General features: G+C 69.1%; 30 protein-coding genes. 21 read left to right on the top strand and 9 right to left on the bottom strand.

Features of this window, described 5'->3' with window-relative positions:
- The first annotated feature begins 82 nt into the window (after nucleotides 1–82).
- The 3 genes from ABEU20_RS20945 to ABEU20_RS20935 all read left to right on the top strand — a co-directional run bounded on the left by ABEU20_RS20945 (nucleotide 83) and on the right by ABEU20_RS20935 (nucleotide 2,775).
- Complete coding sequence (locus ABEU20_RS20945) at nucleotides 83–553, top strand: hypothetical protein (protein WP_420166312.1); 471 nt, start codon at nucleotides 83–85, stop codon at nucleotides 551–553.
- A gap of 92 nt (nucleotides 554–645) precedes the next feature.
- Nucleotides 646–1,839, top strand: coding sequence for a PQQ-dependent sugar dehydrogenase (locus ABEU20_RS20940; protein WP_420166311.1), 1,194 nt, complete (start codon nucleotides 646–648; stop codon nucleotides 1,837–1,839).
- 9 nt (nucleotides 1,840–1,848) lie between these two features.
- Nucleotides 1,849–2,775 carry a cyclase family protein gene (locus ABEU20_RS20935; RefSeq protein ID WP_420166310.1) on the top strand — a complete coding sequence of 309 codons (927 nt, stop codon included), beginning with the start codon at nucleotides 1,849–1,851 and terminating at the stop codon, nucleotides 2,773–2,775.
- Between the two features lie 42 nt (nucleotides 2,776–2,817).
- On the opposite strand, the gene ABEU20_RS20930 is transcribed toward ABEU20_RS20935, so the two are convergent.
- Nucleotides 2,818–3,798, bottom strand: coding sequence for a hypothetical protein (locus tag ABEU20_RS20930; protein ID WP_420166309.1), 981 nt, complete (start codon nucleotides 3,796–3,798; stop codon nucleotides 2,818–2,820).
- 119 nt (nucleotides 3,799–3,917) lie between these two features.
- Here ABEU20_RS20930 and ABEU20_RS20925 point away from each other — a divergent pair, with 119 nt between their 5' ends.
- Nucleotides 3,918–4,313, top strand: a complete 396-nt coding sequence (locus ABEU20_RS20925) for a nitroreductase family deazaflavin-dependent oxidoreductase (RefSeq protein ID WP_420166308.1) — start codon at nucleotides 3,918–3,920, stop codon at nucleotides 4,311–4,313.
- A 66-nt stretch (nucleotides 4,314–4,379) separates the two neighbouring features.
- Here ABEU20_RS20925 and ABEU20_RS20920 read toward each other — a convergent pair whose 3' ends face one another.
- Nucleotides 4,380–4,886 (bottom strand): SRPBCC family protein, encoded by a 507-nt coding sequence (locus ABEU20_RS20920; protein ID WP_420166307.1) that lies wholly within the window; start codon nucleotides 4,884–4,886, stop codon nucleotides 4,380–4,382.
- Between the two features lie 191 nt (nucleotides 4,887–5,077).
- On the opposite strand from ABEU20_RS20920, the gene ABEU20_RS20915 reads away from it, so the two are divergent.
- Nucleotides 5,078–5,884: a putative protein N(5)-glutamine methyltransferase gene (locus ABEU20_RS20915; RefSeq protein ID WP_420166306.1), complete on the top strand. Its 807-nt coding sequence runs from the start codon at nucleotides 5,078–5,080 to the stop codon at nucleotides 5,882–5,884.
- Nucleotides 5,885–5,888: 4 nt separating this feature from the next.
- Here ABEU20_RS20915 and ABEU20_RS20910 read toward each other — a convergent pair whose 3' ends face one another.
- Nucleotides 5,889–7,811: an acyl-CoA dehydrogenase family protein gene (locus tag ABEU20_RS20910; RefSeq protein ID WP_420166305.1), complete on the bottom strand. Its 1,923-nt coding sequence runs from the start codon at nucleotides 7,809–7,811 to the stop codon at nucleotides 5,889–5,891.
- Nucleotides 7,812–7,959: 148 nt separating this feature from the next.
- On the opposite strand from ABEU20_RS20910, the gene hemL reads away from it, so the two are divergent.
- From hemL to ccsB, 6 genes are read left to right on the top strand one after another with little or no spacing between them, the layout of a single operon-like run.
- The gene (hemL, locus tag ABEU20_RS20905) at nucleotides 7,960–9,294 is read left to right on the top strand and encodes a glutamate-1-semialdehyde 2,1-aminomutase (RefSeq protein WP_420166304.1); all 1,335 of its coding nucleotides are present in this window, start codon (nucleotides 7,960–7,962) and stop codon (nucleotides 9,292–9,294) included.
- A gap of 56 nt (nucleotides 9,295–9,350) precedes the next feature.
- Entirely contained in the window at nucleotides 9,351–10,028 is a 678-nt protein-coding gene (locus ABEU20_RS20900; RefSeq protein ID WP_420166303.1) for a histidine phosphatase family protein, read from the top strand.
- Nucleotides 10,025–10,639, top strand: a complete 615-nt coding sequence (locus tag ABEU20_RS20895) for a TlpA disulfide reductase family protein (protein ID WP_420166302.1) — start codon at nucleotides 10,025–10,027, stop codon at nucleotides 10,637–10,639. The genes ABEU20_RS20900 and ABEU20_RS20895 overlap by 4 nt, the downstream gene beginning before the upstream one ends.
- Nucleotides 10,636–11,463: a cytochrome c biogenesis CcdA family protein gene (locus tag ABEU20_RS20890; RefSeq protein ID WP_420166301.1), complete on the top strand. Its 828-nt coding sequence runs from the start codon at nucleotides 10,636–10,638 to the stop codon at nucleotides 11,461–11,463. The genes ABEU20_RS20895 and ABEU20_RS20890 overlap by 4 nt, the downstream gene beginning before the upstream one ends.
- Before the next feature lie 14 nt (nucleotides 11,464–11,477).
- Nucleotides 11,478–13,169 (top strand): cytochrome c biogenesis protein ResB, encoded by a 1,692-nt coding sequence (resB, locus tag ABEU20_RS20885; RefSeq protein ID WP_420166565.1) that lies wholly within the window; start codon nucleotides 11,478–11,480, stop codon nucleotides 13,167–13,169.
- 2 nt (nucleotides 13,170–13,171) lie between these two features.
- A complete protein-coding gene (ccsB, locus tag ABEU20_RS20880) occupies nucleotides 13,172–14,146 on the top strand; it encodes a c-type cytochrome biogenesis protein CcsB (protein WP_420166300.1) in 975 nt (324 codons plus the stop codon).
- 100 nt (nucleotides 14,147–14,246) lie between these two features.
- Here ccsB and ABEU20_RS20875 read toward each other — a convergent pair whose 3' ends face one another.
- Entirely contained in the window at nucleotides 14,247–14,468 is a 222-nt protein-coding gene (locus ABEU20_RS20875; protein WP_420166299.1) for a hypothetical protein, read from the bottom strand.
- 82 nt (nucleotides 14,469–14,550) lie between these two features.
- Entirely contained in the window at nucleotides 14,551–14,763 is a 213-nt protein-coding gene (locus ABEU20_RS20870; RefSeq protein WP_005518137.1) for a BldC family transcriptional regulator, read from the bottom strand.
- A gap of 331 nt (nucleotides 14,764–15,094) precedes the next feature.
- On the opposite strand from ABEU20_RS20870, the gene ABEU20_RS20865 reads away from it, so the two are divergent.
- The 3 genes from ABEU20_RS20865 (at nucleotide 15,095) to cds1 (ending at nucleotide 16,811) form a co-directional block, all read left to right on the top strand.
- The gene (locus ABEU20_RS20865) at nucleotides 15,095–15,292 is read left to right on the top strand and encodes a metal ABC transporter permease (protein ID WP_420166298.1); all 198 of its coding nucleotides are present in this window, start codon (nucleotides 15,095–15,097) and stop codon (nucleotides 15,290–15,292) included.
- Nucleotides 15,293–15,363: 71 nt separating this feature from the next.
- Entirely contained in the window at nucleotides 15,364–15,720 is a 357-nt protein-coding gene (locus ABEU20_RS20860; protein WP_420166297.1) for a DUF4229 domain-containing protein, read from the top strand.
- Nucleotides 15,717–16,811: an L-cysteine desulfhydrase Cds1 gene (gene cds1 / locus ABEU20_RS20855; protein ID WP_420166296.1), complete on the top strand. Its 1,095-nt coding sequence runs from the start codon at nucleotides 15,717–15,719 to the stop codon at nucleotides 16,809–16,811. Before ABEU20_RS20860 ends, cds1 begins: the two co-directional genes overlap by 4 nt.
- Here cds1 and ABEU20_RS20850 read toward each other — a convergent pair.
- Both ABEU20_RS20850 and ABEU20_RS20845 read right to left on the bottom strand, forming a co-directional pair.
- Entirely contained in the window at nucleotides 16,808–17,350 is a 543-nt protein-coding gene (locus ABEU20_RS20850; protein ID WP_420166295.1) for a GNAT family N-acetyltransferase, read from the bottom strand. The genes cds1 and ABEU20_RS20850 overlap by 4 nt on opposite strands.
- Nucleotides 17,351–17,352: 2 nt before the next feature.
- Complete coding sequence (locus ABEU20_RS20845) at nucleotides 17,353–17,652, bottom strand: hypothetical protein (RefSeq protein ID WP_420166294.1); 300 nt, start codon at nucleotides 17,650–17,652, stop codon at nucleotides 17,353–17,355.
- A 226-nt stretch (nucleotides 17,653–17,878) separates the two neighbouring features.
- Between ABEU20_RS20845 and ABEU20_RS20840 the strand changes: the two genes are divergently transcribed.
- From ABEU20_RS20840 to ABEU20_RS20830, 3 genes are all read left to right on the top strand, one after another.
- Entirely contained in the window at nucleotides 17,879–18,721 is an 843-nt protein-coding gene (locus tag ABEU20_RS20840) for an SDR family NAD(P)-dependent oxidoreductase (RefSeq protein WP_420166293.1), read from the top strand.
- Between the two features lie 50 nt (nucleotides 18,722–18,771).
- Complete coding sequence (locus ABEU20_RS20835) at nucleotides 18,772–19,695, top strand: TIGR03619 family F420-dependent LLM class oxidoreductase (protein WP_420166292.1); 924 nt, start codon at nucleotides 18,772–18,774, stop codon at nucleotides 19,693–19,695.
- An 88-nt stretch (nucleotides 19,696–19,783) separates the two neighbouring features.
- Nucleotides 19,784–20,536 carry a lysophospholipid acyltransferase family protein gene (locus ABEU20_RS20830; RefSeq protein WP_420166291.1) on the top strand — a complete coding sequence of 251 codons (753 nt, stop codon included), beginning with the start codon at nucleotides 19,784–19,786 and terminating at the stop codon, nucleotides 20,534–20,536.
- Here the strand turns inward: ABEU20_RS20830 and ABEU20_RS20825 are convergent.
- Complete coding sequence (locus ABEU20_RS20825; RefSeq protein ID WP_420166290.1) at nucleotides 20,515–20,844, bottom strand: succinate dehydrogenase; 330 nt, start codon at nucleotides 20,842–20,844, stop codon at nucleotides 20,515–20,517. The genes ABEU20_RS20830 and ABEU20_RS20825 overlap by 22 nt on opposite strands.
- A 137-nt stretch (nucleotides 20,845–20,981) precedes the next feature.
- Here ABEU20_RS20825 and ABEU20_RS20820 point away from each other — a divergent pair, with 137 nt between their 5' ends.
- The 3 genes from ABEU20_RS20820 to ABEU20_RS20810 are packed head-to-tail and all read left to right on the top strand — an operon-like array spanning nucleotide 20,982 to nucleotide 22,146.
- A complete protein-coding gene (locus ABEU20_RS20820) occupies nucleotides 20,982–21,335 on the top strand; it encodes an inorganic pyrophosphatase (protein WP_420166289.1) in 354 nt (117 codons plus the stop codon).
- Between the two features lie 51 nt (nucleotides 21,336–21,386).
- Nucleotides 21,387–21,767, top strand: a complete 381-nt coding sequence (locus ABEU20_RS20815; RefSeq protein WP_005518152.1) for a phage holin family protein — start codon at nucleotides 21,387–21,389, stop codon at nucleotides 21,765–21,767.
- 1 nt (nucleotide 21,768) lies between these two features.
- Complete coding sequence (locus ABEU20_RS20810; protein WP_420166288.1) at nucleotides 21,769–22,146, top strand: VOC family protein; 378 nt, start codon at nucleotides 21,769–21,771, stop codon at nucleotides 22,144–22,146.
- Here ABEU20_RS20810 and ABEU20_RS20805 read toward each other — a convergent pair.
- A complete protein-coding gene (locus ABEU20_RS20805) occupies nucleotides 22,132–23,001 on the bottom strand; it encodes a 1,4-dihydroxy-2-naphthoate polyprenyltransferase (protein WP_420166287.1) in 870 nt (289 codons plus the stop codon). The genes ABEU20_RS20810 and ABEU20_RS20805 overlap by 15 nt on opposite strands.
- A 78-nt stretch (nucleotides 23,002–23,079) precedes the next feature.
- Between ABEU20_RS20805 and ABEU20_RS20800 the strand changes: the two genes are divergently transcribed.
- The coding region (locus ABEU20_RS20800; RefSeq protein ID WP_420166286.1) for an AfsR/SARP family transcriptional regulator at nucleotides 23,080–23,496 on the top strand (417 nt) is incomplete at its 3' end.

The following is a 23,496-nucleotide window of genomic DNA, read 5'->3' as shown; positions in this document are numbered from 1 at the left end:
CCGGGAGGATCGCCGTCCGGATACCCCGACGACGTCACCGGTTGCCGGGCAGAACTTCCCCAGCGGTGCAAAACTCGTAGTCATGAACAGGAAGAAGATCGCCTCCGCAATCATGATCGCCTCCGCCACAGTCGTTTTCGCCAGTTCATGCAGCAGCGACGACAACGACTCGACCGATGCCTCGGTGACCGCGTCCGCCACGACCACGGCGTCGTCGGCCGCAAACGATCTCGGGGACAAGGCTTCCGAGATGGCGTCCTCGGCCTCGAGCGCCGCGTCCAGCGTTGCCGCCGGAGCGGGTGACGCCGTCGACAGCGCCAAGCAGGCGGCGTTCGTCGCCACCTTCCGTGCCTCGTACTCGGATCTGGCCACCGACCGAGACGACGACTCGATCGAGGCGATCGTCGACGACACGTGCGCGCTGCGTGAAAAGGGCGCGAGCGACGACGAATTGAAGCAAGCGGTCAAGGGGCTCGCCGCCAACGGCACGACGGTTCCGTCCGACGAGCAGGCCTCGCGAATCCTGGACATGGCCGTGGCTGCCTGCGCCTGACCGGTCGCCCGTCCGTCGACTCCGGAACCATACGTCGGTGAGTCCGCGTAGGGTGAGCGGCACATCACAAGCCGACAGGGGAGGGGTCGTTCGTGCGCAGGTCGACGCTCGGAGCAGGGGCCGCAGTCGCGGCAGCGATCATCGGTATCGGGACGGCGCCGACGGCATGCGCCGAGCCCGTCGAGTCGTCGCCGCCACTGGAGGTCACCACGGTGATCGACGGTCTCGAGAAGCCGTGGGACGTCGTGGTCGCGCCCGACGGTGCGGTCCTCACGGGTGAACGGGCCGGCCGCTTCGTCGTCAAGCGCCCCGACGACAGTGTCGGCGAGCTGAGTGCGGACCTGTCGGATCTGTATGCGCAGGGCGAGACCGGGCTGATGGGCATCGCGCTGGCCACGGATTTCGCGACGAGTCGCACCGTCTTCACGTGCCAGGGACACCGCGGATCGGACAACGGTTCGCTCGGTACCGGCTCGGTCGATACCGGGTCACTCGGCAGTGCCGCCGCCGGCGCCGACATCCGCGTCGTCTCGTGGACGGTGGATCCCGGTTGGACCACCCTGACCCGCACGGGTGACGTCCTCACCGGGATCCCGACCGGTCCCAACGGGCGCCACGGTGGGTGCCGGATCCTGGCGCACCCGGACGGCACCCTGTACGTCGGGACGGGTGACACTGCGAGCCCGACGGTGCCGCAGGATCCGAACTCGCTCGGCGGCAAGGTGTTGCACGTCGACACGGACGGCTCGCCTGCCGCGGGCAACCCGTTCCCGAACAGCCCGGTCTTCACGCTCGGGCATCGCAACGTGCAGGGCCTGGCGCTGCAGCCGGGTAGCGGCCGGATCTACGGAATCGAGCAGGGCACCAGTCGCGACGACGAGGTGAACCTGCTCGCCGCCGGCAACAACTACGGGTACCGCCCCGACCGTGCCCCGTTCGTCTACGACGAGAGCGTGCCGATGACCGATCCGGACCGCGTTCCCGGAGCGGTTGCGGCGGTGTGGAGTTCGGGGGCACCGACCCTCGCGACCCCGGGCGGCACCTTCGTCTCCGGTCCCGCGTGGGGTGAGTGGGACGGGGCCCTCGCGGTCACCACCCAGCAGGGGCGGAAGATGCTGCTCCTGAAGCTGTCCGCCGACGGCACCGCGGTGACCGCAACGGATTCGGTACTCACCGACCAGGGGCGGCTGCGTTCGGCCACCCGGATGCCCGACGGCAGTCTGCTCGTGACCACCGACAACGGGTCGGGCGACAAGGTGCTGCGCGTCGCCCCCGCCTCTTCCTAGGAGCAACTCGTGTGTGCTCCCGAGGTGATGACGCATGTGCACCGGACGATCGGTGAGACCGGGCCGAGTGCGACCGGGCCGAGGATGAGTCGGCGGGGTCTGTTCGGCGTCGCCAGTCTGGCGGCTCTCGGCGGGGTGCTCGCTCCCCGCGCAGCAGTTGCCACGCCCGCAGCCCCGGCGATCTCGATCCGGGCGCGCTCGGTCGTCGATCTCACGCATACGCTCACCGCCGATTTCCCGGTGTGGCCGGGCAGCGAAGCGTTCGCGATGGAGCCCGTCGTCGTGATCGATTCGAGTCCGCTCGGGTCGCTCACGGGATCGCTGGGTGGATCGTTCGGACCCGCGCGCGGCGAGTTCCTCGTCAACCGGGTCTCGTACTGTGAGCACGTCGGGACGCACATCGACGCGCCCGCCCACAAGATTGTCGACGGTTGCACCGTCGAGGAACTGCCGATCGAGGACTTCGTCGCGCCCATCGCCGTCGTGGACATCTCGGACAGGGCCAGGTCCGACGCGGACGCCGTGCTGACGGTTGCCGACCTCGAGGCCTGGGAGCGCGTGCACGGTCGACTCCCGGCGCGCTCGGTGGTCGCGATGAACTCGGGCTGGGATGCGCATGTCGCGAACCCCCGGAAATACGTCGGATTGGACCCGTCCGGCACACCGCATTCCCCAGGATTCGACCCCGACGCAGTCACCTTCCTCGTCGAGGAACGCGACATCGTGGCGATCGGGGTCGACACGCTGAGCCTGGACGCCGCGCGCAGCCGCACGTACGGCGCTCACGTCGCGGCCCTCGGCGCCGGCAAGTACGGCATCGAATCGCTGGCGAACCTGTCGGCCCTGCCGCCGGTGGGGGCGACCGTCGTGGTCGGGGCGCCCAAGCATCGCGGCGGGTCCGGCGGACCGTGCCGGGTGCTGGCGTTCGTGGACTGAGCGGATCCGTGGACTGACCGGATCGCCGCAGTGGCGGGCCGGTCAGTCGGTGATCGCGGTTTCGCCGGGATGCAGCGCGGCCTGCAGTGCCGTGAGGGTGTCGACGTCGAATGCGCCCTGGTACAGAACTGTGGCCCAGTCGAACTCGTCGGTCGACCAGCGCTGAACGTCTCCGTGCCAGCGGAGATTCCACGGCTGATCGGATCGGGGACGGCGTGCCAGCATGCCGTTGACGAACCCGGCCGCGATGGACGCCTGGAATGCACCGGTTCCCTCGTCGAGAGTGTGAATGCTCTCGACCCGCAGCGGGAGCGGTATCCGGACGACCGGCAGACTGTCGGCGACGTTGGTGTGGAACCACGCGAGCCTGTTCGCGTCGTCGGCTCGGGCCAGTTCTGCGCGTGCTCGACGTTCCTCGTCGAAGTCGCGAGACGGCCCGGTCCAGGTGAACAGTTCATGGCCGACGGGTTCCCCGACCGAGATCTCGGTGTAGGCGACGTCCACCTCGGCGGTGTCGTTTCGCTGCTCGAGCACCGCGCCGCTCTCGCGGTCGACAACGATCCGCAGGAGACCTGTCTGGTGAGGTCCGGGCGCCAGGTCCACTGCCCAGCAGTCTCTTTCGAGGAATGTGACGTTCTCGATCGGCCCGACCGGTCGGGTGTAGTCGTCGCCGAGCCAGTCGTGGGCGGGCCGGTTGGACAGCAGTTCATTCCCGGTGCCGAGGTAGCGGACGCGCCGGGCGTCGCTGCGGATCGGTGGCTCGTCGGTGGGTCCGAACTGCCACGCGCTGTCGCCGTCGGTGATGAACACCGGTCGCCCGTCGGGGGTTTCGATCCGCATCCGGGAGCGGTCGCGCCACACGCGGACATCGCCGCCGCCGATCCCGACTACGACCGGTTCACGGTCTGCAGCAAACGCGAAGTTGATGCGCTCAGGGGTGTCCGGCGTCTTTCGGATCACGCCCCGGACCGGCAGGCTCGGACCGTCCGCCATGGTCACCAGGACCTCGACCCAGGCCGTCATTGTTCCCCCTCGAATCGTCCGGTTCGTCCCAAGCTACTCGGGCAGGCGCGGTTCGGACCGCAGTCGATCGGTGACAGCTTGTCGGTGACATGTCCGGTGAACGCGCTCATACTGCGGTTATGGCATACCTGAAACCGCCGCTGCTGGTCCGCGAGGTGTTCAACCGTATCGCCCTCGCGACCGGCATCAGCGGCACCGAGAAGATCACCGTCACTGGCCGGCGCAGTCACGAACCGCGATCGGTTCCCGTTGTCCCCGTGGACGTCGACGGGGTGCGCTACCTGGTCTCCACGCGCGGGGAGTCGGAGTGGGTCCGCAACCTGCGCGCCAGCCCCGAGGTGGACGTGAGCCGCCGCGGCCACACCGTGCACTACAACGCCGCAGAGGTCCCCATCGCGGATCGGGATCCCATCATTGCGGCGTATCGGGCCAAGGCGGGCAGAACGGTGCAGGGGTACTGGGAGAAGCTGCCGGAGCCCGTCGACCATCCGGTCTTCGCGCTCACGACCGGCTAGCCGCAGGGCTCAGGGCTCAGGGCTCGGGGCTCGGGGCTCGGGACTCAGGACGGGCGTCCGCCATGTTTACCGCGAGCGTCCGAGATACTCCGCGGTATCCGTCACGACACGATGCAGTCCGGCGGTGACCGCCGGCGCGCCGAGGCGCAGCGGACCACGGAGCACCGGCCCCGGTTCGATCGCGAACGTCCACGTGAGTCGCGAGCCCGAAGTGAGCTGTTCGACGTGGGTGTCCTCGACGAACTGCCGCAGACCGGGAGCGGTGAACCGGCTGACGTAAAAGGTGTTCCGATACCGCACTCCAGCGGTTTCCTCCCAGCGGAAGTACTCCTCGGTGGCCTTCAGTGCGGTCGGCCGCATCGACAGTTCACGTCGTGTGCCCGCGCCGAAGGGGCGTGGTGTGAGGTATCGGGTACCGCTGACGGACCCGCACCATGCGAGTGCGTCGTCGCGGGTCAGTTCTGCCCACGCGGCCTCGGCGGAGACCGACAGGTCGACGGAGAAGCGACGGACGAAGGATGCCGTCTCCAGCAGAGACTCGTCGCCGGCGGACAGCTCGAACCACTTCGGCATCGAACAATCGTAGGCGTCAGGTGCGTCGATCCGCGGTAGTCTCGCGGTGTTCGTGACCGATCGGGAGTGCAGACCGAGGAGGTGAGATCCATCAACGCTCAGCCAGGCAGGGTGCTCTCGTCTCCGTGTCGCGCGGTCTCGTCCGCGTAGTCCCGCCGCGGGAGCCTCTTCGGTATGTCGAAAGGCCTCACGTGCACGCTCCCGAAAGCAACCGTTCGCACTTCGCACTCCCGGTGGTCGTCGCCACGCTGCGCACCGCCGGTTGCGTCTTCGCCGAGGACGAGGCGCACCTGCTGATGTCCGCGGCATCCACCCCCGACGAGCTGTCCGGCATGATCGACCGCCGAGTCGCCGGGATTCCGCTCGAGCACGTGCTCGGCTGGGTCGAGTTCTGCGGCAGGCGAATCGATGCCGCGCCCGGTGTCTTCGTCCCGCGACGCCGGACCGAACTGCTCGTACGAGAGGCGGTGGCGCTCCTGTGTCCGGGCGACGTCGCCGTGGACCTGTGCTGCGGATCCGGCGCTATCGGTGCCGTGATCGCAGGGGCGATCGACGGTGTCGAACTCCATGCCGCCGACCTCGATCCCGCCGCCGTCCGCTGCGCCCGCCGCAACGTCGAACCGGTCGGTGGACGCGTCCACGAGGGCGACCTGTTCGACGCACTGCCCGAGACCCTGCGAGGGCAGGTCGACGTCGTGGTCGCCAACGTCCCGTACGTGCCCAGCGACGCGATCGCGCTGATGCCGCCCGAGGCCCGCGACCACGAACCGCGCACGGCTCTCGACGGCGGGCCCGACGGACTGGACTTCCAACGGGCCGTGGCCGACGCGGCCCCGCGCTGGCTCCGGCCGGGCGGGCACCTGCTGGTCGAGACCAGCTTTCACCAAGCGCCCGCGTCCATCGAAATCTTCACGACCGCAGGACTGCTCGCGCGGATCGTCCACTCCGACGAACTCGACGCGACCGCGATCGTGGGCACCCGACCGGTCGACTACTGACCGTCTACCGGCCGTCGAGCATCGCCGCACCCGCGAGGGCGTCCGGCACACCCAGGCCGTCGACGAGCGTCGCCGCGTGCGGGCGCAGCGTTCGGCAGCGTTCGTTGATGCCGCGGCGCACCGCCTTCGCGCGTTCGACCGACAGCATGCGGTGCTCCATGAACCACGCCTTGTCTTCGTCGATGACCGTGAGCGCGAACAGGTCGCACAGATCGCTCAGCAGATCCCGGGCGGCCTCGTCGGCGCACTCGTCGATGCCGGCGATGAACGCCTCCAGTACCACGCGGTCGATGTGGGCGCGGGCCGCGTGCAGCACGTGGTCCTGCACGAAGTTGAAGGCGTCGAACGGATCGTCCTCGCGCTTGCGCGCGGCCTGCAGGCGCCGGGCCGCCGTCGCGAGCAGGTACTCCTCGCGGTCCTCGAACATCGTCATCTGGGTGCCGCGGTTGAAGAGGCTGCCGTCCTCCTCGTTGTCCTGGCGGGTGTCGAGAATCGTCTGGATGATCTGCTGTGCTGCTGTGCGAGACCGGACCGCATCACCGAACGCGTTGGCGGCGAACCCCATCCACTCGACCGGGCTCATTCCGCGCACCTCGTCGGCGTACTTGGTGAGCAGTTCCTTCGCCACCAGCTGGGTGAGGACCGTGTTGTCACCCTCGAACGTGGTGAAGACGTCGGTGTCGGCTTTCAGCGCCGTCAGACGGTTCTCGGCGAGGTAGCCGGCGCCGCCGCACGCCTCCCGGCACTCCTGGATCGCGCGCGTCGCGTGCCAGGTGTTCGCGGCCTTGAGTCCGGCGGCGCGCGATTCGAGTTCGCGCTGCTCCGTCGGATCGACCTCGTCGGCGGTCTGGACGTCGTGCATTTTCGCGACCAGTTCGTTCTGCGCGAAGCCCAGCGCGTAGGCGCGAGCGATGTGCGGCAGCAGACGCTGCTGGTGCACCAGGTAGTCCATGATCGGCACCTCGGGATCCGGCGTGGCCTCGTTCCCGCTGGGTGCGCTGAACTGCTTGCGCTGCAACGCGTACCGCGTCGCGATCGTGAGCGCCACTCGGGCCGCCGCGGCCGCGGACCCGCCCACCGTCACCCGGCCGCGCACCAGTGTGCCGAGCATCGTGAAGAAGCGGCGGTTCTTGTTCTCGATCGGTGACGAGTACACGCCGTCGGCGTCCACCGACCCGTACCGGTTCAGTAGATTCGTGCGCGGCACCCGGACCTGGTCGAAGAGGATGCGGCCGTTGTCGACGCCGGGCAGACCGCCCTTGAGGCCGCAGTCCGACGTCGTGACGCCCGGCAGGTCGGTGCCGTCGGCGTTGCGGATCGGCACCACCAGGCAGTGCACGCCGTGCGATTCGTCACCGACGATCAACTGCGCGAACACCGCTGCCACCCGGGCGTGCTCGGCGGCGCCGCCGATGTAGTCCTTGCGCGACGACGCGGTGGGGGAGTGCACGACGAACTCGTCGGTGGCCGGGTCGTACGTGGCGGTGGTCTCGAGGCTCTGCACGTCGCTGCCGTGCCCGGTCTCGGTCATCGCGAAACAGCCCAGCAGATCCAGGTCGATCATCGGCCGCAGGAACTCGGCGTGATGGTCGGCGGTGCCGAGGTTCTCGATCGCACCGCCGAACAGCCCCCACTGCACGCCCGCCTTGACCATGAGCGACAGGTCCGACATCGCCAGCATCTCGATCGCGGTCACCGCCGCGCCGGGATCGGACCCGCTGCCGATCTCGACCCCGAAGCCGCGATCGACGAAGCCGCCGGACGCGAGAACCCGCATCTGCTCGAGCGTCTTCGCCCGAGCCTGCGCGGTGTCGGGCGTGTAGTGGGGCCGGAACTCGTCCGTCGACAGATCGATCCGGGCCTTCTCGCGCACCTCCGCCCATCGTCCGTCGAGAGTCGTCCGCAGATGGTCCGCCGTGGTCGCCATGACCCGACGGTAATGCGGTCGGGCGGGTCCTGCTGGGGAACGCTCCGGCACTCGACCTGCGCGAACGGACACACCGACCCGATGTGATTCCGGCCACCTCCTACACCCTGTCGTTGGCAAATTCGACAGAACTGGGACACTGGAAACCGTGACTGCTGCCTCCAGCGGGTCCGGCCTGGGACCCGATCTTCGTGACGCCCGTTCCACCCAACTCTTCGATCGGGCGTCCAAGGTGATCCCCGGCGGCGTCAACTCCCCGGTCCGGGCGTTCGGTTCGGTCGGCGGCGCCCCCCGGTTCATCGAGAAGGCGTCCGGTTACACCCTCACCGACGTCGACGGCAACGACTATGTCGACCTCGTGTGCTCGTGGGGTCCGATGATCCTCGGGCACGCGCACCCGGCCGTCGTCGAGGCCGTGCAGAAGGCCGCGACCACCGGCCTGTCGTTCGGTGCCCCCACCGAGGGTGAGATCGCGCTCGCGGAGGAGATCGTCTCGCGCGTCGCGCCCGTCGAGCAGGTCCGTCTGGTCAACTCCGGCACCGAGGCCACCATGAGCGCGGTGCGCCTGGCCCGCGGCTTCACCGGCCGCTCCAAGATCGTCAAGTTCTCCGGCTGCTACCACGGTCACGTCGACGCCCTGCTCGCCGACGCCGGCTCGGGTCTGGCCACCTTCGGCCTCCCGACGTCGCCCGGCGTGACCGGCGCGCAGGCCGAGGACACCATCGTCGTGCCCTACAACGACCTCGAGGCCGTGCGCGCTGCCTTCGCCGCGAACCCCGGCGAGATCGCGTGCGTCATCACCGAGGCCGCCGCCGGCAACATGGGCGCGGTCGCGCCGCTGCCCGGTTTCAACGAGGGCCTGCGCGCGCTCACCACCGAGCACGGTGCGCTGCTGATCATGGACGAGGTCATGACCGGTTTCCGCGTCAGCCGCTCCGGTTGGTTCGGCCGCGACGGCGTCGCCGGCGACCTCTACACGTTCGGCAAGGTCATGAGCGGTGGCCTGCCCGCCGCCGCGTTCGGCGGCCGCGCCGACGTCATGGCCAAGCTGGCCCCGGCGGGCCCCGTCTACCAGGCGGGCACGCTGTCGGGTAATCCCGTCGCGGTCGCCGCCGGTCTGGCGAACCTGCGCGCCGCCGACGACGCCGTGTACGCGGCGCTCGAGCGGAATGCACAGACCCTGGGGACCCTGCTGGGCGACGCGCTCACCGCCGAGGGCGTCCCGCACCGCGTCCAGTACGCCGGCACCCTGGTCAGCGTCTTCTTCACCGAGAAGCCCGTCACCAACTACGCCGAGGCGAAGGCCGCCGACACGTGGCGTTTCCCGGACTTCTTCCATGCCCTGCTCGCGCGCGGGATCTACGCGCCGCCGAGTGCGTTCGAGGCATGGTTCGTCTCGTCGGCCCTCGACGACGACGCCTTCTCGAAGATCGCCGACGCCGCACCGCACGCGGCGAAGGCCGCCGCAGCAGCCCAGAACTGACCAGACCGGATCGACCGGAACACCGGCCGACCGACCGAAACGCAGGGACCACAACCGTGACCGACGCCGACAACGCGATCGCTGCCGACACCTCCGACAACTCCGACACCCGGACCATCGTTCACGTGCTCCGGCACGGCGAGGTGCACAACCCGAGCGGCATCCTCTACGGGCGCCTGCCGAACTTCCGGCTGTCGGTGAACGGAGAAGCGCAGGCCCGGTCCGTCGCGTCGGCGCTCGCGGACCACGACATCACGCACGTCGTCGCGTCGCCGCTGCAGCGGGCGCAGGAGACCGCCGCACCGATCGCGGAGAAGCACGGTCTGCAGATCGCCACCGACGCCAACCTCATCGAGGCGGCCAACGACTTCGAGGGCCTCAAGGTGGCTGTCGGGGACGGTGCGCTGCGCCGCCCGCGGCACTGGTGGAAGCTGCGCGACCCGTTCACTCCGTCGTGGGGCGAGCCGTACCTGCAGATCGCGCACCGGATGCTCGCCGCGGTGAACGCCGCGCGCGTCGCCGCCGTCGGCCACGAGGCCGTGTGCGTCAGCCACCAGCTCCCGGTGTGGACGCTGCGCCGCTTCCTGCAGGGCGAGCGGCTGTGGCACGACCCCCGCCATCGCCAGTGCGGCCTCGCGTCGCTGACGTCCCTGGTCTACGAGGGCGACACCCTCGTCGACATCGTCTACTCCGAGCCGGCCGGATCGTCGGATCCGAGGGTGACCGGCGCATGAAGTTCCCGTCCCTCCGCTTGGCGGCCGCGGCGTGCTCGCTGGTTGTCGCGGCCACCGTTGCGGGCTGCGCGACCGGTGACGACGCCGTCGCGCAGGGCGGCACGTTCGTCTTCGTCTCGCCCGGCGGCAAGACCGAACTGTTCTACGATCCGCCGTCCGATCGCGGGGCCGTCGGCAAGGTGTCCGGCGAGGACCTGATGACCGACGGCAAGACGACGTCGCTCACCGACTACGAGGGCCAGGTCGTCGTGCTCAACGTGTGGGGCCAGTGGTGCGGACCGTGCCGCGGTGAGGCCGACGATCTCGAGAAGGTCTACGAGAACACCAAGGACATGGGTGTCCAGTTCCTCGGGATCAACGTCCGCGACCACACCAAGGACAAGGCGCAGGACTTCGTCGTCAACAACAAGGTGGGCTACCCGTCCATCTACGACCCCGAGATGAGGACGCTGCTCACCCTCGGCAAGAACTACCCGACCAGCGTCATCCCGACGACGATCGTGCTCGATCGTCAGCACCGGGTGGCCGCGGTGTTCCTCAAGGAACTGCTGGTCGAGGACCTCCAGCCGGTGGTCGAACGGGTTGCGCAGGAACCGCAGGACCAGGGATGACGGCCGATACCGTCCTCCTCGCGGGTGTGGGCGAGAGTTTCCAGTCGGCCGCCGCGAGCGGACCGCTCCTGCTCGCGCTCGGCGCGTGCGTGCTCGCAGGTCTCGTGTCGTTCGCGTCGCCGTGCGTCGTGCCGCTCGTACCCGGTTACCTGTCGTACCTGGCCGGTGTCGTCGGAGCCGATGCTCCCGCGGTGTCGGCGTCGGAAGCCGCCACCCGCACGAAGACTCTGCGGGACGGCCGACTGCGGGTTGCGGGCGCCGCGGGCCTGTTCGTCGCGGGCTTCACGGTCGTGTTCGTACTGGCCACGGTGTCGGTGTTCGGCGCGATCGAGGCGCTCGCCCTCAACCGCGACGTGCTGCAGCGGGTCGGCGGTGTCGTGACCATCGTGATGGGCCTGGTGTTCATCGGCCTCGTCCCCGCCCTGCAGCGGGACACGCGGATGGAGCCTCGTCGCATCTCGAGCCTGGCGGGTGCCCCGCTGCTCGGCGGGGTGTTCGCGCTCGGCTGGACGCCGTGCCTGGGCCCGACGCTCGCCGGCGTCATCTCGGTCGCGTCCGGTACCGAGGGCGCGACCGCGGCCCGGGGCGTCGCGCTGATCGTCGCGTACTGCCTCGGCCTGGGGCTGCCGTTCGTGATCGTCGCGCTCGGTTCGGCACGCGCGCTGCGCGGCGTCGGCTGGCTGCGCCGCAACACCCGGACCATTCAGGTCATCGGCGGAATCATGTTGGTGGCTGTCGGCATCGCGCTGGTCACCGGCGCGTGGGACCAGTTCGTCGGCTGGGTCCGTGACGCATTTATCTCGGAGGTGACCCTGCCGATATGACGGTTCGAGACACAGTGAGCGACGGCGGAACGCCCGCCGACGCCCCGAAGAATCCGCCTCGCCCGCCGCGGCAGTCGCCCGGCGGCCGAGCCGTCGCTCTCGTCCGCAACACGTGGCGCGGCCTGACGTCGATGCGGACCGCGCTGGTGCTGCTGTTCCTGCTGGCGCTGGCGGCCATCCCGGGCGCCTTGCTGCCGCAGCGCAGCCTCAACGAGGGCAAGGTCAACGACTACATCGCGGCCCGGCCCACGCTCGGTCCGATCATGGACAAGCTCGAGCTGTTCGACGTGTTCGGCAGCTACTGGTTCACCGCGATCTACGTGCTGCTGTTCATCTCGCTGGTCGGCTGCATCCTGCCGCGGTGCATCGAGTACGCCAAGGCGCTGCGCGCGCAGCCCGTGGCGGTGCCGCGCAACCTCGGCCGGCTGCCGCACCACCGCAGCGAGACGGTCGACGAGACTCCGGAAGCGGTCGCCGAGCAGGTACGCAAGCAGCTGCGCGGCTGGCGGGTGGTCAAGCGCGTCGGGGGCGCCCGCGCCAAGCACCCCGAGGAGATCACCCTCTCCGCGGAGAAGGGCTTCCTGCGTGAGGCCGGCAACCTGGTCTTCCACCTGTCGCTCGTGGCGCTGCTCGTCGCGCTGGCCGTCGGCAAGCTCAACAGCTACGAGGGCAACGTCATCGTGATCGCCAACAACGGCGCCGGACTCTGCACGACGTCGCCCGCGGTGTTCGACTCCTTCCGGGCGGGCAACGAGCGCGACGGCACCGGCATGACCCCGCTGTGTGTGCGGGTCAAGGACTTCACCGCCGACTACCTCGACAACGGACAGGCCGAGATGTTCACCTCGAACATCTCGTACCAGTCGGGCGACGACCTGGAATCGAACACGTGGCGGGACGCGCAGCTCAAGGTCAACCACCCGCTCCGCGTCGCCGGTGACCGCGTCTACCTGCAGGGCCACGGCTACGCGCCGACGTTCACGGTGACCTTCCCGAACGGGGAGATCCGCACCGAGACGCTGCAGTGGCGGCCGGACGACGCCACGACGTTCCTGTCGAGCGGCGCGATGCGATTCGACCCACCCGGTGGCATGTACGGCGACGAGGAAGAGCGCCGCAAGAACCAGATCGCGATCGAGGGGCTGTTCGCGCCGACCGCGGTGTTCCACGGGAATCTGCTGTCGTCGGGCTACCCGGCGATGAACGACCCGGCCGTCGCGATCGACATCTACAAGGGCGACACCGGTCTCGACACGGGCAACCCGCAGAGCCTGTTCTCGCTGAACAAGGAGCTGATCAACCAGGGCCGGCTCGTCAAGCAGGAGCGCGTGAACCTGTTCCCGGGCGAGTCGAAGACCCTCGCCGACGGCACCCAGGTGCGGTTCGACGGCGCCGTGGACTTCGTGAATCTGCAGGTCTCGCACGACCCGGCACAGAAGTGGGTGCTGGTGTCGTCGATCGTGATGATGGCGGGGCTGCTGGTCTCGCTGGTCATCAAGAGGCGTCGTGTGTGGGTGCGGATCTACCCCGCCAACGGCCCCGGCAAGGATGCCGACACCGTGTCGGCTACATTGGCCGAGGGTGAACGACGTACCGTAGTAGAGCTCGGTGGCCTCGCCAGGACCGATCAGGCCGGCTGGGGCGACGAGTTCGATCGGCTGTGCACCCGACTGCTGGACGACGAGCGCGCGACGCGCAGGAGATGAATATGACGATCAACGAGACACTCGCTCGCTACAGCGACTGGTCGTTCGAGTCGGCCTTCGCGATCTACGCGCTCGCGACGGTGCTGCTCATCGCCCGGTACGCCTCGATGCGTGCCCGCGCGGTCCAGGACCGTGAACTCGTCGCGGCGGGCGCCTCCGGCGGTCCCGTCGACACCGCGGAGCTCGTGCCCGGCCGGGTGGTCGAGAAGCCCGACAAGACGTGGTCCGAGAAGCTCGGCGGCATGGGCTACGCCCTGTTGGTCGTCGGCGCGGTGCTGCACATCGCATCGATCGTGCTGCGCGGATTCGCGACCGAACGATTCCCGCTCGGCAACATGTACGAGTTCGTGACGATGGCGTGTGCGGCGGCGATCGTCGCCGGCCTCGTGGCCCTGCGCAAGACGGCCGACCTCTGGGTCTTCATGCTGGTGCCGGTCCTCATCCTGATGTTCCTCGCGGCAACCGTTCTCTACGCCGACGCGGCACCCGTGGTTCCGGCGCTGCGTTCGTTCTGGCTGCCGATCCACGTCACGATCATCAGCGTGAGCAGCGGTATCTTCCTGGTCTCCGGCGTCGCGAGCATCCTGTTCCTGTTCCGCATGAAGTTCCCGGCGGGCGAGGAGGGCGACGGGCCGTTCGGCAAGGTGGCGCAGCGACTGCCGAACGCCGAGACCCTCGACCGGCTCGCCTACAAGTCGACGATCGTCGCGTTCCCGCTGTTCGGTGCCGGCATCATCCTCGGCGCGATCTGGGCCGAGGCGGCCTGGGGACGTTTCTGGGGCTGGGACCCCAAGGAGACCGTCTCCTTCATCGCCTGGGTCATCTACGCCGCGTACCTGCACGCCCGTGCCACGTCGGGCTGGCGCGACACCAAGGCGGCCTGGATCAACGTGGCGGGCTTCGTGGCGATGCTGTTCAACCTGTTCATCATCAACATGGTGGTCTCGGGTCTGCACTCCTACGCGGGTCTCACCTGATCGCGCTCGCGTAACGCGAAACTCCGTTCCCACGCACAAAAGGAATCGGCCGCTGTGAAGACAGCGGCCGATTCCTTTTGTGTGTTGCGTTCGCGCGTGGTCAGGCGTCCGGGTCGGTAGGCGAATCGCTACCGGGACGATCCGAGTGCCGACGGTGATTCTCGCGATCCACACGCCACAGGAACTCGGGGTCGTCGTCGGGGCCGACAGCCCCGCCGCCCCTACCGCCTCCGCGTGCCGCGGTGGTGGGAGTGGGCCCGAACGCCTTCCAGAACAGGACCGCAAGCGTCACCAGGCCGATGAGCGCCAGTAGGTAGATCACGGTGCACCTCCTGGTTACGAGGGTAGCCGCGCCCGGGCGTTCCCGGCATCCACCTGGAGTCCGAAGTTCCGGACCCCCGGAGCTAGCTGTGATGCGCCTCGGTGGTGAGGGACGAGAGGAGTGCCATCACCTCGGCCTCCCGGAACCTCCGGTGGCCTCCGGGGGTACGCAGCGATCCGAGCCGGCCTGCGTGCGCCCAACGGGTGACGGTCTTGGGGTCGACATGGAACAGTGCGGCGACCTGGCCCGGGGTCAGCAGGGCTTCCTTGGCGCCGTTGTAGGTGGGTGCGCTCATCGATCCTCCAAGGTTCGGGGCCCACCAGGACGGTCGGCCGGGGAGAGATTCGGGACCGGTTCGTTTGTCGACCGGCTTCGACATAGTGGCACTCAACCCCCCAGGTACTCGAACGATCTAAAGTTGGTAAAGCGGAGGTAATAGACAAATCGGACTACTCGGGCCGATAGGTATCAACCGTGTCTCCGGAATCGGCAATCGGGTACGAACAGCACCGACGGCCCCTATGGTGGCCCGTGTCTGCCTCGACGCGAAGACGGCCGACCGGACATCCGGAAGGCGCCCGAGGCCCCGCATCTGCGAGACCGGTGAAGACGGGAGGGGGATGTGCATGGTCGCCGAGAACCGCGGTCCGCTTCTCGGGACGAACATCATCGACAGCGTCTACTGGGCCTTTCAGCAGGGCGCGACCATCGGCAACGCCGTGGTGACGGGGAACCGGGGCAGTCTGATGGTGGCGTTCGGCGTCTGGGAGTGGGACTCCACCCTCAACAACCAGGGACCGGGCGTGGCGCCCCTGGTCTTCTGAGACCGGTGACGGAGACCGCAGTCGGCCGGAGTTCCCGCAGGGCGCCGGTGGGCGATCGGTACCCTGGTCGTGTGAGTGAAGCAGCGCAGAACCGTCCTGATCAGGCCCGAGCCGACGGCACGCCGGCCGCCGGCAGCGTGACGACCGGGACGCTGGTCCGAGACGTCGTCCTCTACTCGGTGGCACGACTCGGCCTCGTCGTCGTGCTCGCGGTCCTGATCCTGTTCGGTGGCAGGGCCTTCGGCGTCGACGTGCCGCTCATCGTGGCTGCACTCTTCGCGGTCCTCATCGCGCTGCCGTTGTCGCTGGTCCTGTTCGCGAAGCTCCGCAAGCGGGTGAACCTCGACATCGCGTCGGTGGACGCGCAGCGTCGGGCCGACAAGGCCGATCTGCACGCGAAGCTGCGGGGTGAAGGCCCGCACCGGTGACGGCGGTCCTGGACCGGCGAGGCTCGCGGGCCTGGGTCGACAATGCCGTCCGGCTGATCGAGGCCGACGCGCAGCGCAGCGCCGACACCCATCTGCTGCGCTATCCGCTTCCGCCGGAGTGGAACGTCCAGCTGTACCTCAAGGACGAGTCCACCCACATCACCGGCAGCCTCAAGCACCGGCTGGCGCGGTCGCTGTTCCTGTACTCGATCTGCAACGGGTGGGTCGGTGAGAACACGACGGTCATCGAGGCGTCGTCGGGCTCGACGGCAGTCAGCGAGGCGTACTTCGCGAAGCTGCTCGGACTCGATTTCGTCGCCGTCATGCCCGCGAGCACCAGCCCCGCCAAGATCGCCCTCATCGAGGCGCAGGGCGGGCGCTGCCACTTCGTCGGCGATCCCTCCCGCATCTACGCGGAATCCCAGCGCCTGGCCGCCGAGACCGGTGGCCACTACATGGACCAGTTCACTCACGCGGAACGTGCGACCGACTGGCGCGGGAACAACAACATCGCCGAGAGCATCTTCACCCAACTCCAGCAGGAGGACCATCCGATTCCGGAGTGGATCGTGGTCGGTGCGGGCACCGGAGGCACCGGGGCGACGATCGGGCGGTTCCTGAGGTATCGCAAGTTCGACACCGGGCTGTGCGTGGTGGACCCGGAGAACTCGGTGTTCTTCGACGCCTGGCGCAGCGGGGACTGTGCCACCGCGCCGACGTTCGAGCGCGGCTCGCGGATCGAGGGGATCGGCCGTCCGCGCGTCGAACCGTCGTTCATCGGTCAGGTGATCGACCGGATGGTGAAGGTGCCCGACGCCGGGTCCATTGCCGCGATGCGGCACGCGAGCGACGTGCTGGGACGCAAGGTGGGCGGCTCGACCGGGACAAATCTGTGGGGCGCGTTCGGGCTCGTCGCCGAGATGCTCGCGCAGGGGCGCAGTGGCAGCGTGGTGACGCTGCTGTGCGATGGCGGTGAGCGATACGCCGGGACCTATTTCGACGACGACTGGGTCGGGTCGGAGGGCATCGACCTGGCCGGCCCGGCCGCGGTGCTCGCCGAGTTCACCGCGACCGGGCGCTGGACGGCCTAGTCTCCCTCGATGTCCGTCCGAGCGGGCGCGTCGATCGGCACGTGGCGGGTCATCACGACCCGCGGCCAGCGGTCGAGGCCCCGTTCGGCCTCGGCCGCGCGGATGGCGGCCAGACCGGGACCGAGATCGGCGTCGGCAACCGCCGTGAACCCGAGGCGCGCGTAGTACGGCGCGTTCCACGGCACGTCACGGAACGTCGTGAGCGTGATCTCAGGGAGGCCGCGATCGCGTGCCCACTCGTCGAGGTGATCGATCAGGGCCGCTCCGATCCCGCGCCGAGCATGGTCGGGATGCACCGAGATCTGTCCGATATGGGCGGTGCCGTCGACCACCTCGACGAGGCAGAAGGCGGCCGGTGGCTGCTTGCGCTTCCCCCAGACCCATACGTGCCCCTGGGCGAGATGCTTCTCGAACAGCGCGAGCGGAGGCGGTTCGTCGTCCGCGACGGCCTCCATGCCCACGTCGCGAAACACCGCGCCCGCCGCGACGTCGATCGCCGGGAGATACGCCAGGTCGGCGGGTTCGGCGAGCCGGATCACGCTCAGCCCTTGGAGACGACCTGCGACGCGATCGCGGTGCCGGCCGCGACCACGCCGACGGACGGCCACGCGCCGATCTTCTTGGCGAGCGGGTGCGAGCCACCGAACGCGCCGACGTAGGTGCCGAGCAGAGCTGCGGCCCGGCCCGGACCCGAGCTCTTGGCCCAGTTGTAGGTGCAGACGCCGCCGACCGCTGCGAGGACCGCGCCGCCGAGCTGACGGTTTCCGGTCTGCCGCGCGACGGTGTAGCCGCCGACGAGTCCGGCTGCGGCGAGGGCGGAGGTGGCGGTCTTGTTCAGCATGTGGGGTTTCTCCGATTCCGTGTGGTGATTCTTCGATTCGAGGCTACGACAGCCCGCTGTGGGGCCCGTCGTGAGAACCCCCACGCGTGCCGTTTCTCGATAACCGGGAAATGTTGTGTGCACTCCACCGAGGCCGATCGATCATGGCCGAATGTCACACGCGTCCAGTCCTGCTGGACGCGTGTGACATCGGGCCAGCCGCCCGTTCGTCAATCGAGGAGGAATCGTGTCGTCAGAAGTCACGCCGTCGGATCGGCCGGCGTTCAGTCCCGGGCCGCTGCTCGCGGGCAAGAAGGCGATCGTCACCGGTGGAGCGCACGGGATCGGCGCCGCGATCGCCCGATCCTTCGCAGCGCACGGAGCCGAGGTGCTCGTCGCCGACATCGACGCCGACGCGGCGCGGACGCTCGAGTTCGACCCGGCCGCCGGGGGAGCGATCGAGGTTCTCGGGTACGACGTCCTCGACGCGACGGTGCCCGCGCGGATCGTCGAGTTCGCCCCGGATGTTCTGGTGAACAACGCCGGCCACTTCCTGCGCCCGCCGCGCCCGTTCGCCGAGACCGAGCCCGAGTTCTGGGCGGAGGTCGGCGGCATCAACCTCGATCACGTCCTGCGGCTCACCCACGCGGTGCTGCCCGGGATGGCCGAGCGCGGGCGGGGCGGCTCCATCATCAATCTCACCACCGTCGAGGCGCATCGGGCGATTCCGGGGCACTCGGTGTACGCGGCGTACAAGGCGGCCGTGACGCAGTTCAGTCGCAGCCTCGCGGTCGAGGTGGGGCGCATCGGGGTCCGGGTGAACGCGATCGCTCCCGACCTCATCGAGTCCGTGCAGGTGCCGTACTCCGAGTGGCTGTCGGAGGAGGAGTGGGCCAAATGGCCGACGTGGGCGCCGCTCGGTGGCCCCGGACAGCCGGACGACGTCGCGGGCTCCGCGCTGTTCCTGGCGTCGGATCTCGGTCGCTACACGACGGGCACCACGGTGCACGTCGACGGCGGCACGTTCGCGGCCGGCGGATGGTTCCCCAAGCCCGAGGGCGGTTGGACCAACCGTCCGCGCAACCCGTGACCGGCGAGAACCCCTGCCGCCCTTCCGCTCCCCTTGCCGAAAGGTCGATCGTGTCCGTCGACAAACCCACCCTGAGCATCAACGTCCCGAACTTCGGCCCCCTGCTGGCGCAGGACGACTACGACCGGTTCGTGCGGTTCTGTGTCGCCGCGGACCGCGCCGGCATCGACCGGGTCATGGTCACCGATCACGTGGTGATGGGCTCCGACACCTCCGGCTACACGTGGTCGGCGTTCCCCACCGAGCCCGACGCGGTCTGGCTCGAGCCGCTCACGATGCTGGCGCTGCTGGCCGGCAGAACGGAGCGGGTGCGCCTGGGCACCGGCATCGTGATCGCGGCCCTGCGTGGCGGTGCCGTGCTCGCGAAGACGGCCGCGACACTCGACCTGGTCTCGGGCGGCCGTTTCGATCTGGGCGTCGGAACGGGTTGGCAGGCACGGGAGTACGAGGCCGCCGGACTCGACTTCGCGAAGCGCGGTCCGCTGCTCGACGACGCCCTCGCGACTTGCCGGGCGTTGTGGTCGGGTGCCCCGGCGGCGGTGTCGACGCCCAGACTGTCGTTCGAGGACGCGTACTGCTCGCCCCGTCCGGCGGCGGGCCGGAGCATCCCGATCTGGGTGTCGGGGTCGCTGTCGAAGCCTGTCGTGCGGCGGGTGACGACGTGGGGCGACGGTTGGATCCCGATCATGGGCGCGACCGACGAGGATCTCGCGGCGGGTACGGCACTGCTGCGGCGCAGCTTCGCGGAGGCCGGGCGTGACCCGCAGTCGCTGCAGGTCCGTGGTCGGCTCGTCGTGGAGCGCCGGGCGAACGGTTCGATCGACCTCGACCGGACGATGGACGGCGCCGAGGCGCTCGTCGCGAGCGGCGCAACGGATCTGATGATGGCGGTCGCCGGGATCGACCCCGACCCGGATGCCGCCGAGGCGGCTCTGCCCGGGCTGGTCGCGGCGTTCCGGTCGCGCCTGCACTGATCGAGCGCGACCGCGGGACACAACCTACGGTTGCGTAGGTTGTGTACCGTGGGTGATCGGGCGGGGGCATCCGAAGGAGAGGTGTGCCATGGTCCGGCCGGAAGTGACGCTCGAGAACTACGAGGACGTCTACCGCTTCTATCTGGATCACCGGCAGAACCGATTCCTCGCTCGCGCTGCCTACGCCGCGCTGAGTGCGCGCTACCGGCCGCAGATCCGGTATGCGGACGGCGCCCGGGCGCAGTTGCAGGAATTGCTGCGCAGTGGAACCCGTCTGATCGTGGTCGCCAACCACCTCACCGACCGGGATCAGTACACACTCGCGGCCACGGCCTGGCGGACGCCTCTGCGATCGGCCATCGGGCGAACCCGCGTGCTCGCGAAGGACGAATTGTTCGCCGATCCCAAAATGCGCCGCGCGATCGACATGATGGGCTCGATCCCGGTGTTCCGGGGCAAGGATCACGGACTGCGGGCGGTCGCCGACGCCGGCCGCGCCATGATGGACGTCGCGGCCGAACGATTGCACCGCGGCGACGTTCTCGCCATCTTCCCCGAGGGCACGTGCAACGACGGGGATCCGGCACGCGTCCAGCAGATCAACAGCGGCGTCGGGCACATCGCGGTGAAGGCGCGCAAGCTCGGATCCGAACCGGCGCTCCTCGGACTGGGGATCAGCTACCACCCGGACCGTCCCGCCGACGTCTTCGTCGCGCGCCCCGTCGCCGATCTCCCGACCACCCCGATGAACATCACGCGCACGGTCGCGACCGAACTGCAGGCCGCGGTGGACGAGGCGATCGCCACCCGGCCCGCCCGTCAGCGGACGCCGTCGCGGTAGCTCTCGATACAGCCGTCGGCGAAGCGCTGCCGGTCGAGCTCGCCCACCTGGATGACACCGCCGCGGTACCAGATCTGCGTCGCCGCAGACAGTTCCGCGCCCTCGTTGCACCATTGGGCCAAGTCGTGGTCGCTCGGGTCGGCGTGCTTGATCTGGTTGTACATGACGGCCTGATTGGAGCCGTACTCGCGGCCCGCCCGCACGGAGGCATCGTCCCCGACCGCTGTTCGGCCGGCCACCACGCCGACCACCAGCAGCAACACTCCCGCGCAGGCGGCCATCAGCCAATGGGCGCGGCGCGCGGTCATGGCTGGATGCTAGTCGGGATTGGGTGGGATCTGCGGGATTTCCTGTTCCCGGCATTGGTCACGTTTCGATGAAATTTCACGCGGGAATGCGGTCTCGTTCGGCCGACGCCCTGCCGCGGCCGTGGCAGGCTGTGGGCATGGAGCAGACGATGCAGGCCTTCTTCTCTGCACTCGACCGACTCGTCGGTGGGGCGTCACTGCACATCGACAGGCCCTGCGGCAGTGCGCATCCGCGGTTTCCCGAGGTGATCTATCCGGTCGACTACGGCTACCTCGAAGGCACGAGCGGGGGAGACGGCGAGGGCGTCGACGTGTTCCGGGGAACCGTGTCCGGTGCCGGCATCGTCGGCATCGTCCTCACCGCCGACCTGACCAAACGCGATGTCGAGGTGAAGATTCTGCTGGACTGCTCGCCCGACGAGATCGAGGCGATCGAGCACCTGCTGCACGAACGTCTGCGCCTGAACGCCAGCCTCGTTCGTCGCGAGTGACTGCCGCACCGCCGGTACTCCGCCGAACACGATCCGTGCCAGCATGAGGGAATGACATTCCTGATACGCCTGGTGATCAATGCGGTCGCCATCTGGCTCGCGTCGCAGTGGGTGAGCGGCATCACCGTCGCCGATTCCGGCGAGGGCACCGGCACGGACATCCTGATCGTCCTGGGGATCGCGCTGGTGTTCACCGTCGTGAACGCGTTCGTGAAGCCGATCGTCCAACTGCTGTCGCTGCCGCTGCTCATCCTGACCCTGGGCCTGTTCACTCTCGTGATCAATGCGCTGATGCTGCTGCTCACGTCGTGGATCAGTTCGCAGACCGAGTGGGGCCTGAGCGTCGACGGCTTCTGGACCGCGGTGTGGGGCGCGCTCATCATCTCGGTGGTGAACTTCGTGCTCAGCGCCCTCGTCCCGGACAAGAAGTGACATGACGATCCGGCGGGTCGTCCCCGACATCCGGGCGGCGTCGCTGGACGCGAGCCGCAGTTTCTACGGCGCGCTCGGCTTCACCGTGGTGATGCACCAGGGGTGGGTGATGACGATGGCGTCGCCGTCGAATCCCACCGCCCAGGTGACGTTCCTGGGTGACGACGCGACCGCTCCGGTGCATCCGGACATGAGCGTCGAGGTGGACGACGTGGACGCGGTCCACGACGCGATGGTCGCGCGCGGCGCGACCATCGTCCACCCGCTTCAGGACGAGGAGTGGGGCGTACGACGGTTCTTCGTCCGCGACCCCGACGGCAAGATCGTCAACGTGCTGGAGCACCGCGCCGAGCGTGGCCGTCCCTCAGCCGAGGCCTAGCGCGAGACCGGTGGCCGTGGCCCACACCAGCATCGACTGCCCTGTGACCGCGAGGGCGGGGATCAGTGCGGGGCCGCGGCCACCGCTGCGCACGGGGGCATTGGCCTTGACCGCCAACGGAAGCGCGAGGAGGCCCACGAGGGCCCACGGCGTCCGCGCCACCAACGCAAGGGTCACCACGAACGGCACCACCAGCAGCACCAGGTGCAGGGCGCGGGTCCGGGCGTCGCCGAGCTTGACTGCGAGCGTGATCTTCCCGGACTCGGTGTCGGTGGGGATGTCGCGCAGGTTGTTCGCCACCAGGACCGCACTCGAGTACGAGCCGACGGCGATCGCCGCGAGCAGGCCTGCCCAGTCGACGCGACCGGCCTGCACGAACTCGGTGCCGAGCACTGCTACCAGACCGAAGAACACGAATACCGCGATCTCACCGAAACCGCTGTAGCCGTAAGGCTTCTTGCCGCCCGTGTAATACCAGGCGCCGAGGATGCACACCGCGCCGACGAGGATCAGCCACCACGCCGACACGAGGGCGAGTGCGACACCGGCCACGGCCGCCACCGCGAAACACCCCATCGCGGCGGCCTTCACGGACGCCGGGGAGGCGAGCCCCGATCCCACGAGGCGCAGCGGACCGACCCGCTCGTCATCCGTGCCGCGGATGCCGTCCGAGTAGTCGTTGGCGAAGTTCACACCGACGATCAACGCGAGTGATACGACCAGCGCGAGCAGCGCCTTCCACCACACCGCGCCGTCGAGGGACGCCGCCGCACCGGTACCGGCGAACACCGGCGCGATCGCGTTCGGAAGGGTGCGCGGCCGGGCGCCTTCGATCCACTGGGAGACAGTAGCCATGTGGCGATCCTTTCACCCCCGCCGAATCGGGTGGCCGCACGGTCGGTTGCTCCCATAGGCTGGGCGCCGGTGCAACCAGTGACGAGCGATTCCGAGACTCCGGCACCCACAGGACCGCCGGTGGACGTGGCCCTGCTGGGTGACATCGCCACACGCCGGGACGGTGTGCTCGTTCCGTTGCCCGGTCCCCGCGCTCGCAGCCTGCTGGTCGCGCTGGCCCGGCGTCCGGGGCACAGTCGTAGCGCGTCCGCCCTCGTCGAGGACGTGTGGGGCGACAGCCCGCCCAAGTCGCCGGCCAATGCCCTGCACACCCAGATCTCCCGGCTGCGGTCGGCGTTGCCCGACGGGGCGGTCGAGGCCGGCCCGGCCGGTTACCGCCTCGCCCTCGCGCCGGAGCAGGTCGACCTGGCCCGCGTCCGGTTGCTGGCCCGGCGGGCGGGACAGCAGCACGCCGACGGCGACCAGCAGGGCGCGCTCGCGGCCGTGCGGGAGGCG

It is taken from the genome of Rhodococcus parequi, from assembly GCF_046042785.1.
In the GTDB taxonomy this organism is placed as follows: domain Bacteria; phylum Actinomycetota; class Actinomycetes; order Mycobacteriales; family Mycobacteriaceae; genus Prescottella; species Prescottella parequi.
This window is presented reverse-complemented; position numbering and strand designations above follow the sequence as displayed.

Coding starts and splice junctions, on each gene's coding strand:
- ABEU20_RS20925 (WP_420166308.1), top strand. CDS start 3,918: ATGGCATACCTGAAACCGCCGCTGCTGGTCCGCGAGGTGTTCAACCGT.
- ABEU20_RS20945 (WP_420166312.1), top strand. CDS start 83: ATGAACAGGAAGAAGATCGCCTCCGCAATCATGATCGCCTCCGCCACA.
- ABEU20_RS20820 (WP_420166289.1), top strand. CDS start 20,982: ATGGAGCAGACGATGCAGGCCTTCTTCTCTGCACTCGACCGACTCGTC.
- ABEU20_RS20890 (WP_420166301.1), top strand. CDS start 10,636: ATGACGGCCGATACCGTCCTCCTCGCGGGTGTGGGCGAGAGTTTCCAG.
- ABEU20_RS20830 (WP_420166291.1), top strand. CDS start 19,784: ATGGTCCGGCCGGAAGTGACGCTCGAGAACTACGAGGACGTCTACCGC.
- ABEU20_RS20805 (WP_420166287.1), bottom strand. CDS start 23,001: ATGGCTACTGTCTCCCAGTGGATCGAAGGCGCCCGGCCGCGCACCCTT.
- ABEU20_RS20825 (WP_420166290.1), bottom strand. CDS start 20,844: ATGACCGCGCGCCGCGCCCATTGGCTGATGGCCGCCTGCGCGGGAGTG.
- ABEU20_RS20930 (WP_420166309.1), bottom strand. CDS start 3,798: ATGACGGCCTGGGTCGAGGTCCTGGTGACCATGGCGGACGGTCCGAGC.
- ABEU20_RS20920 (WP_420166307.1), bottom strand. CDS start 4,886: ATGCCGAAGTGGTTCGAGCTGTCCGCCGGCGACGAGTCTCTGCTGGAG.
- ABEU20_RS20810 (WP_420166288.1), top strand. CDS start 21,769: ATGACGATCCGGCGGGTCGTCCCCGACATCCGGGCGGCGTCGCTGGAC.
- ABEU20_RS20845 (WP_420166294.1), bottom strand. CDS start 17,652: ATGCTGAACAAGACCGCCACCTCCGCCCTCGCCGCAGCCGGACTCGTC.
- ABEU20_RS20870 (WP_005518137.1), bottom strand. CDS start 14,763: ATGAGCGCACCCACCTACAACGGCGCCAAGGAAGCCCTGCTGACCCCG.
- ccsB (WP_420166300.1), top strand. CDS start 13,172: ATGACGATCAACGAGACACTCGCTCGCTACAGCGACTGGTCGTTCGAG.
- ABEU20_RS20815 (WP_005518152.1), top strand. CDS start 21,387: ATGACATTCCTGATACGCCTGGTGATCAATGCGGTCGCCATCTGGCTC.
- ABEU20_RS20865 (WP_420166298.1), top strand. CDS start 15,095: ATGGTCGCCGAGAACCGCGGTCCGCTTCTCGGGACGAACATCATCGAC.
- ABEU20_RS20910 (WP_420166305.1), bottom strand. CDS start 7,811: ATGGCGACCACGGCGGACCATCTGCGGACGACTCTCGACGGACGATGG.
- ABEU20_RS20895 (WP_420166302.1), top strand. CDS start 10,025: ATGAAGTTCCCGTCCCTCCGCTTGGCGGCCGCGGCGTGCTCGCTGGTT.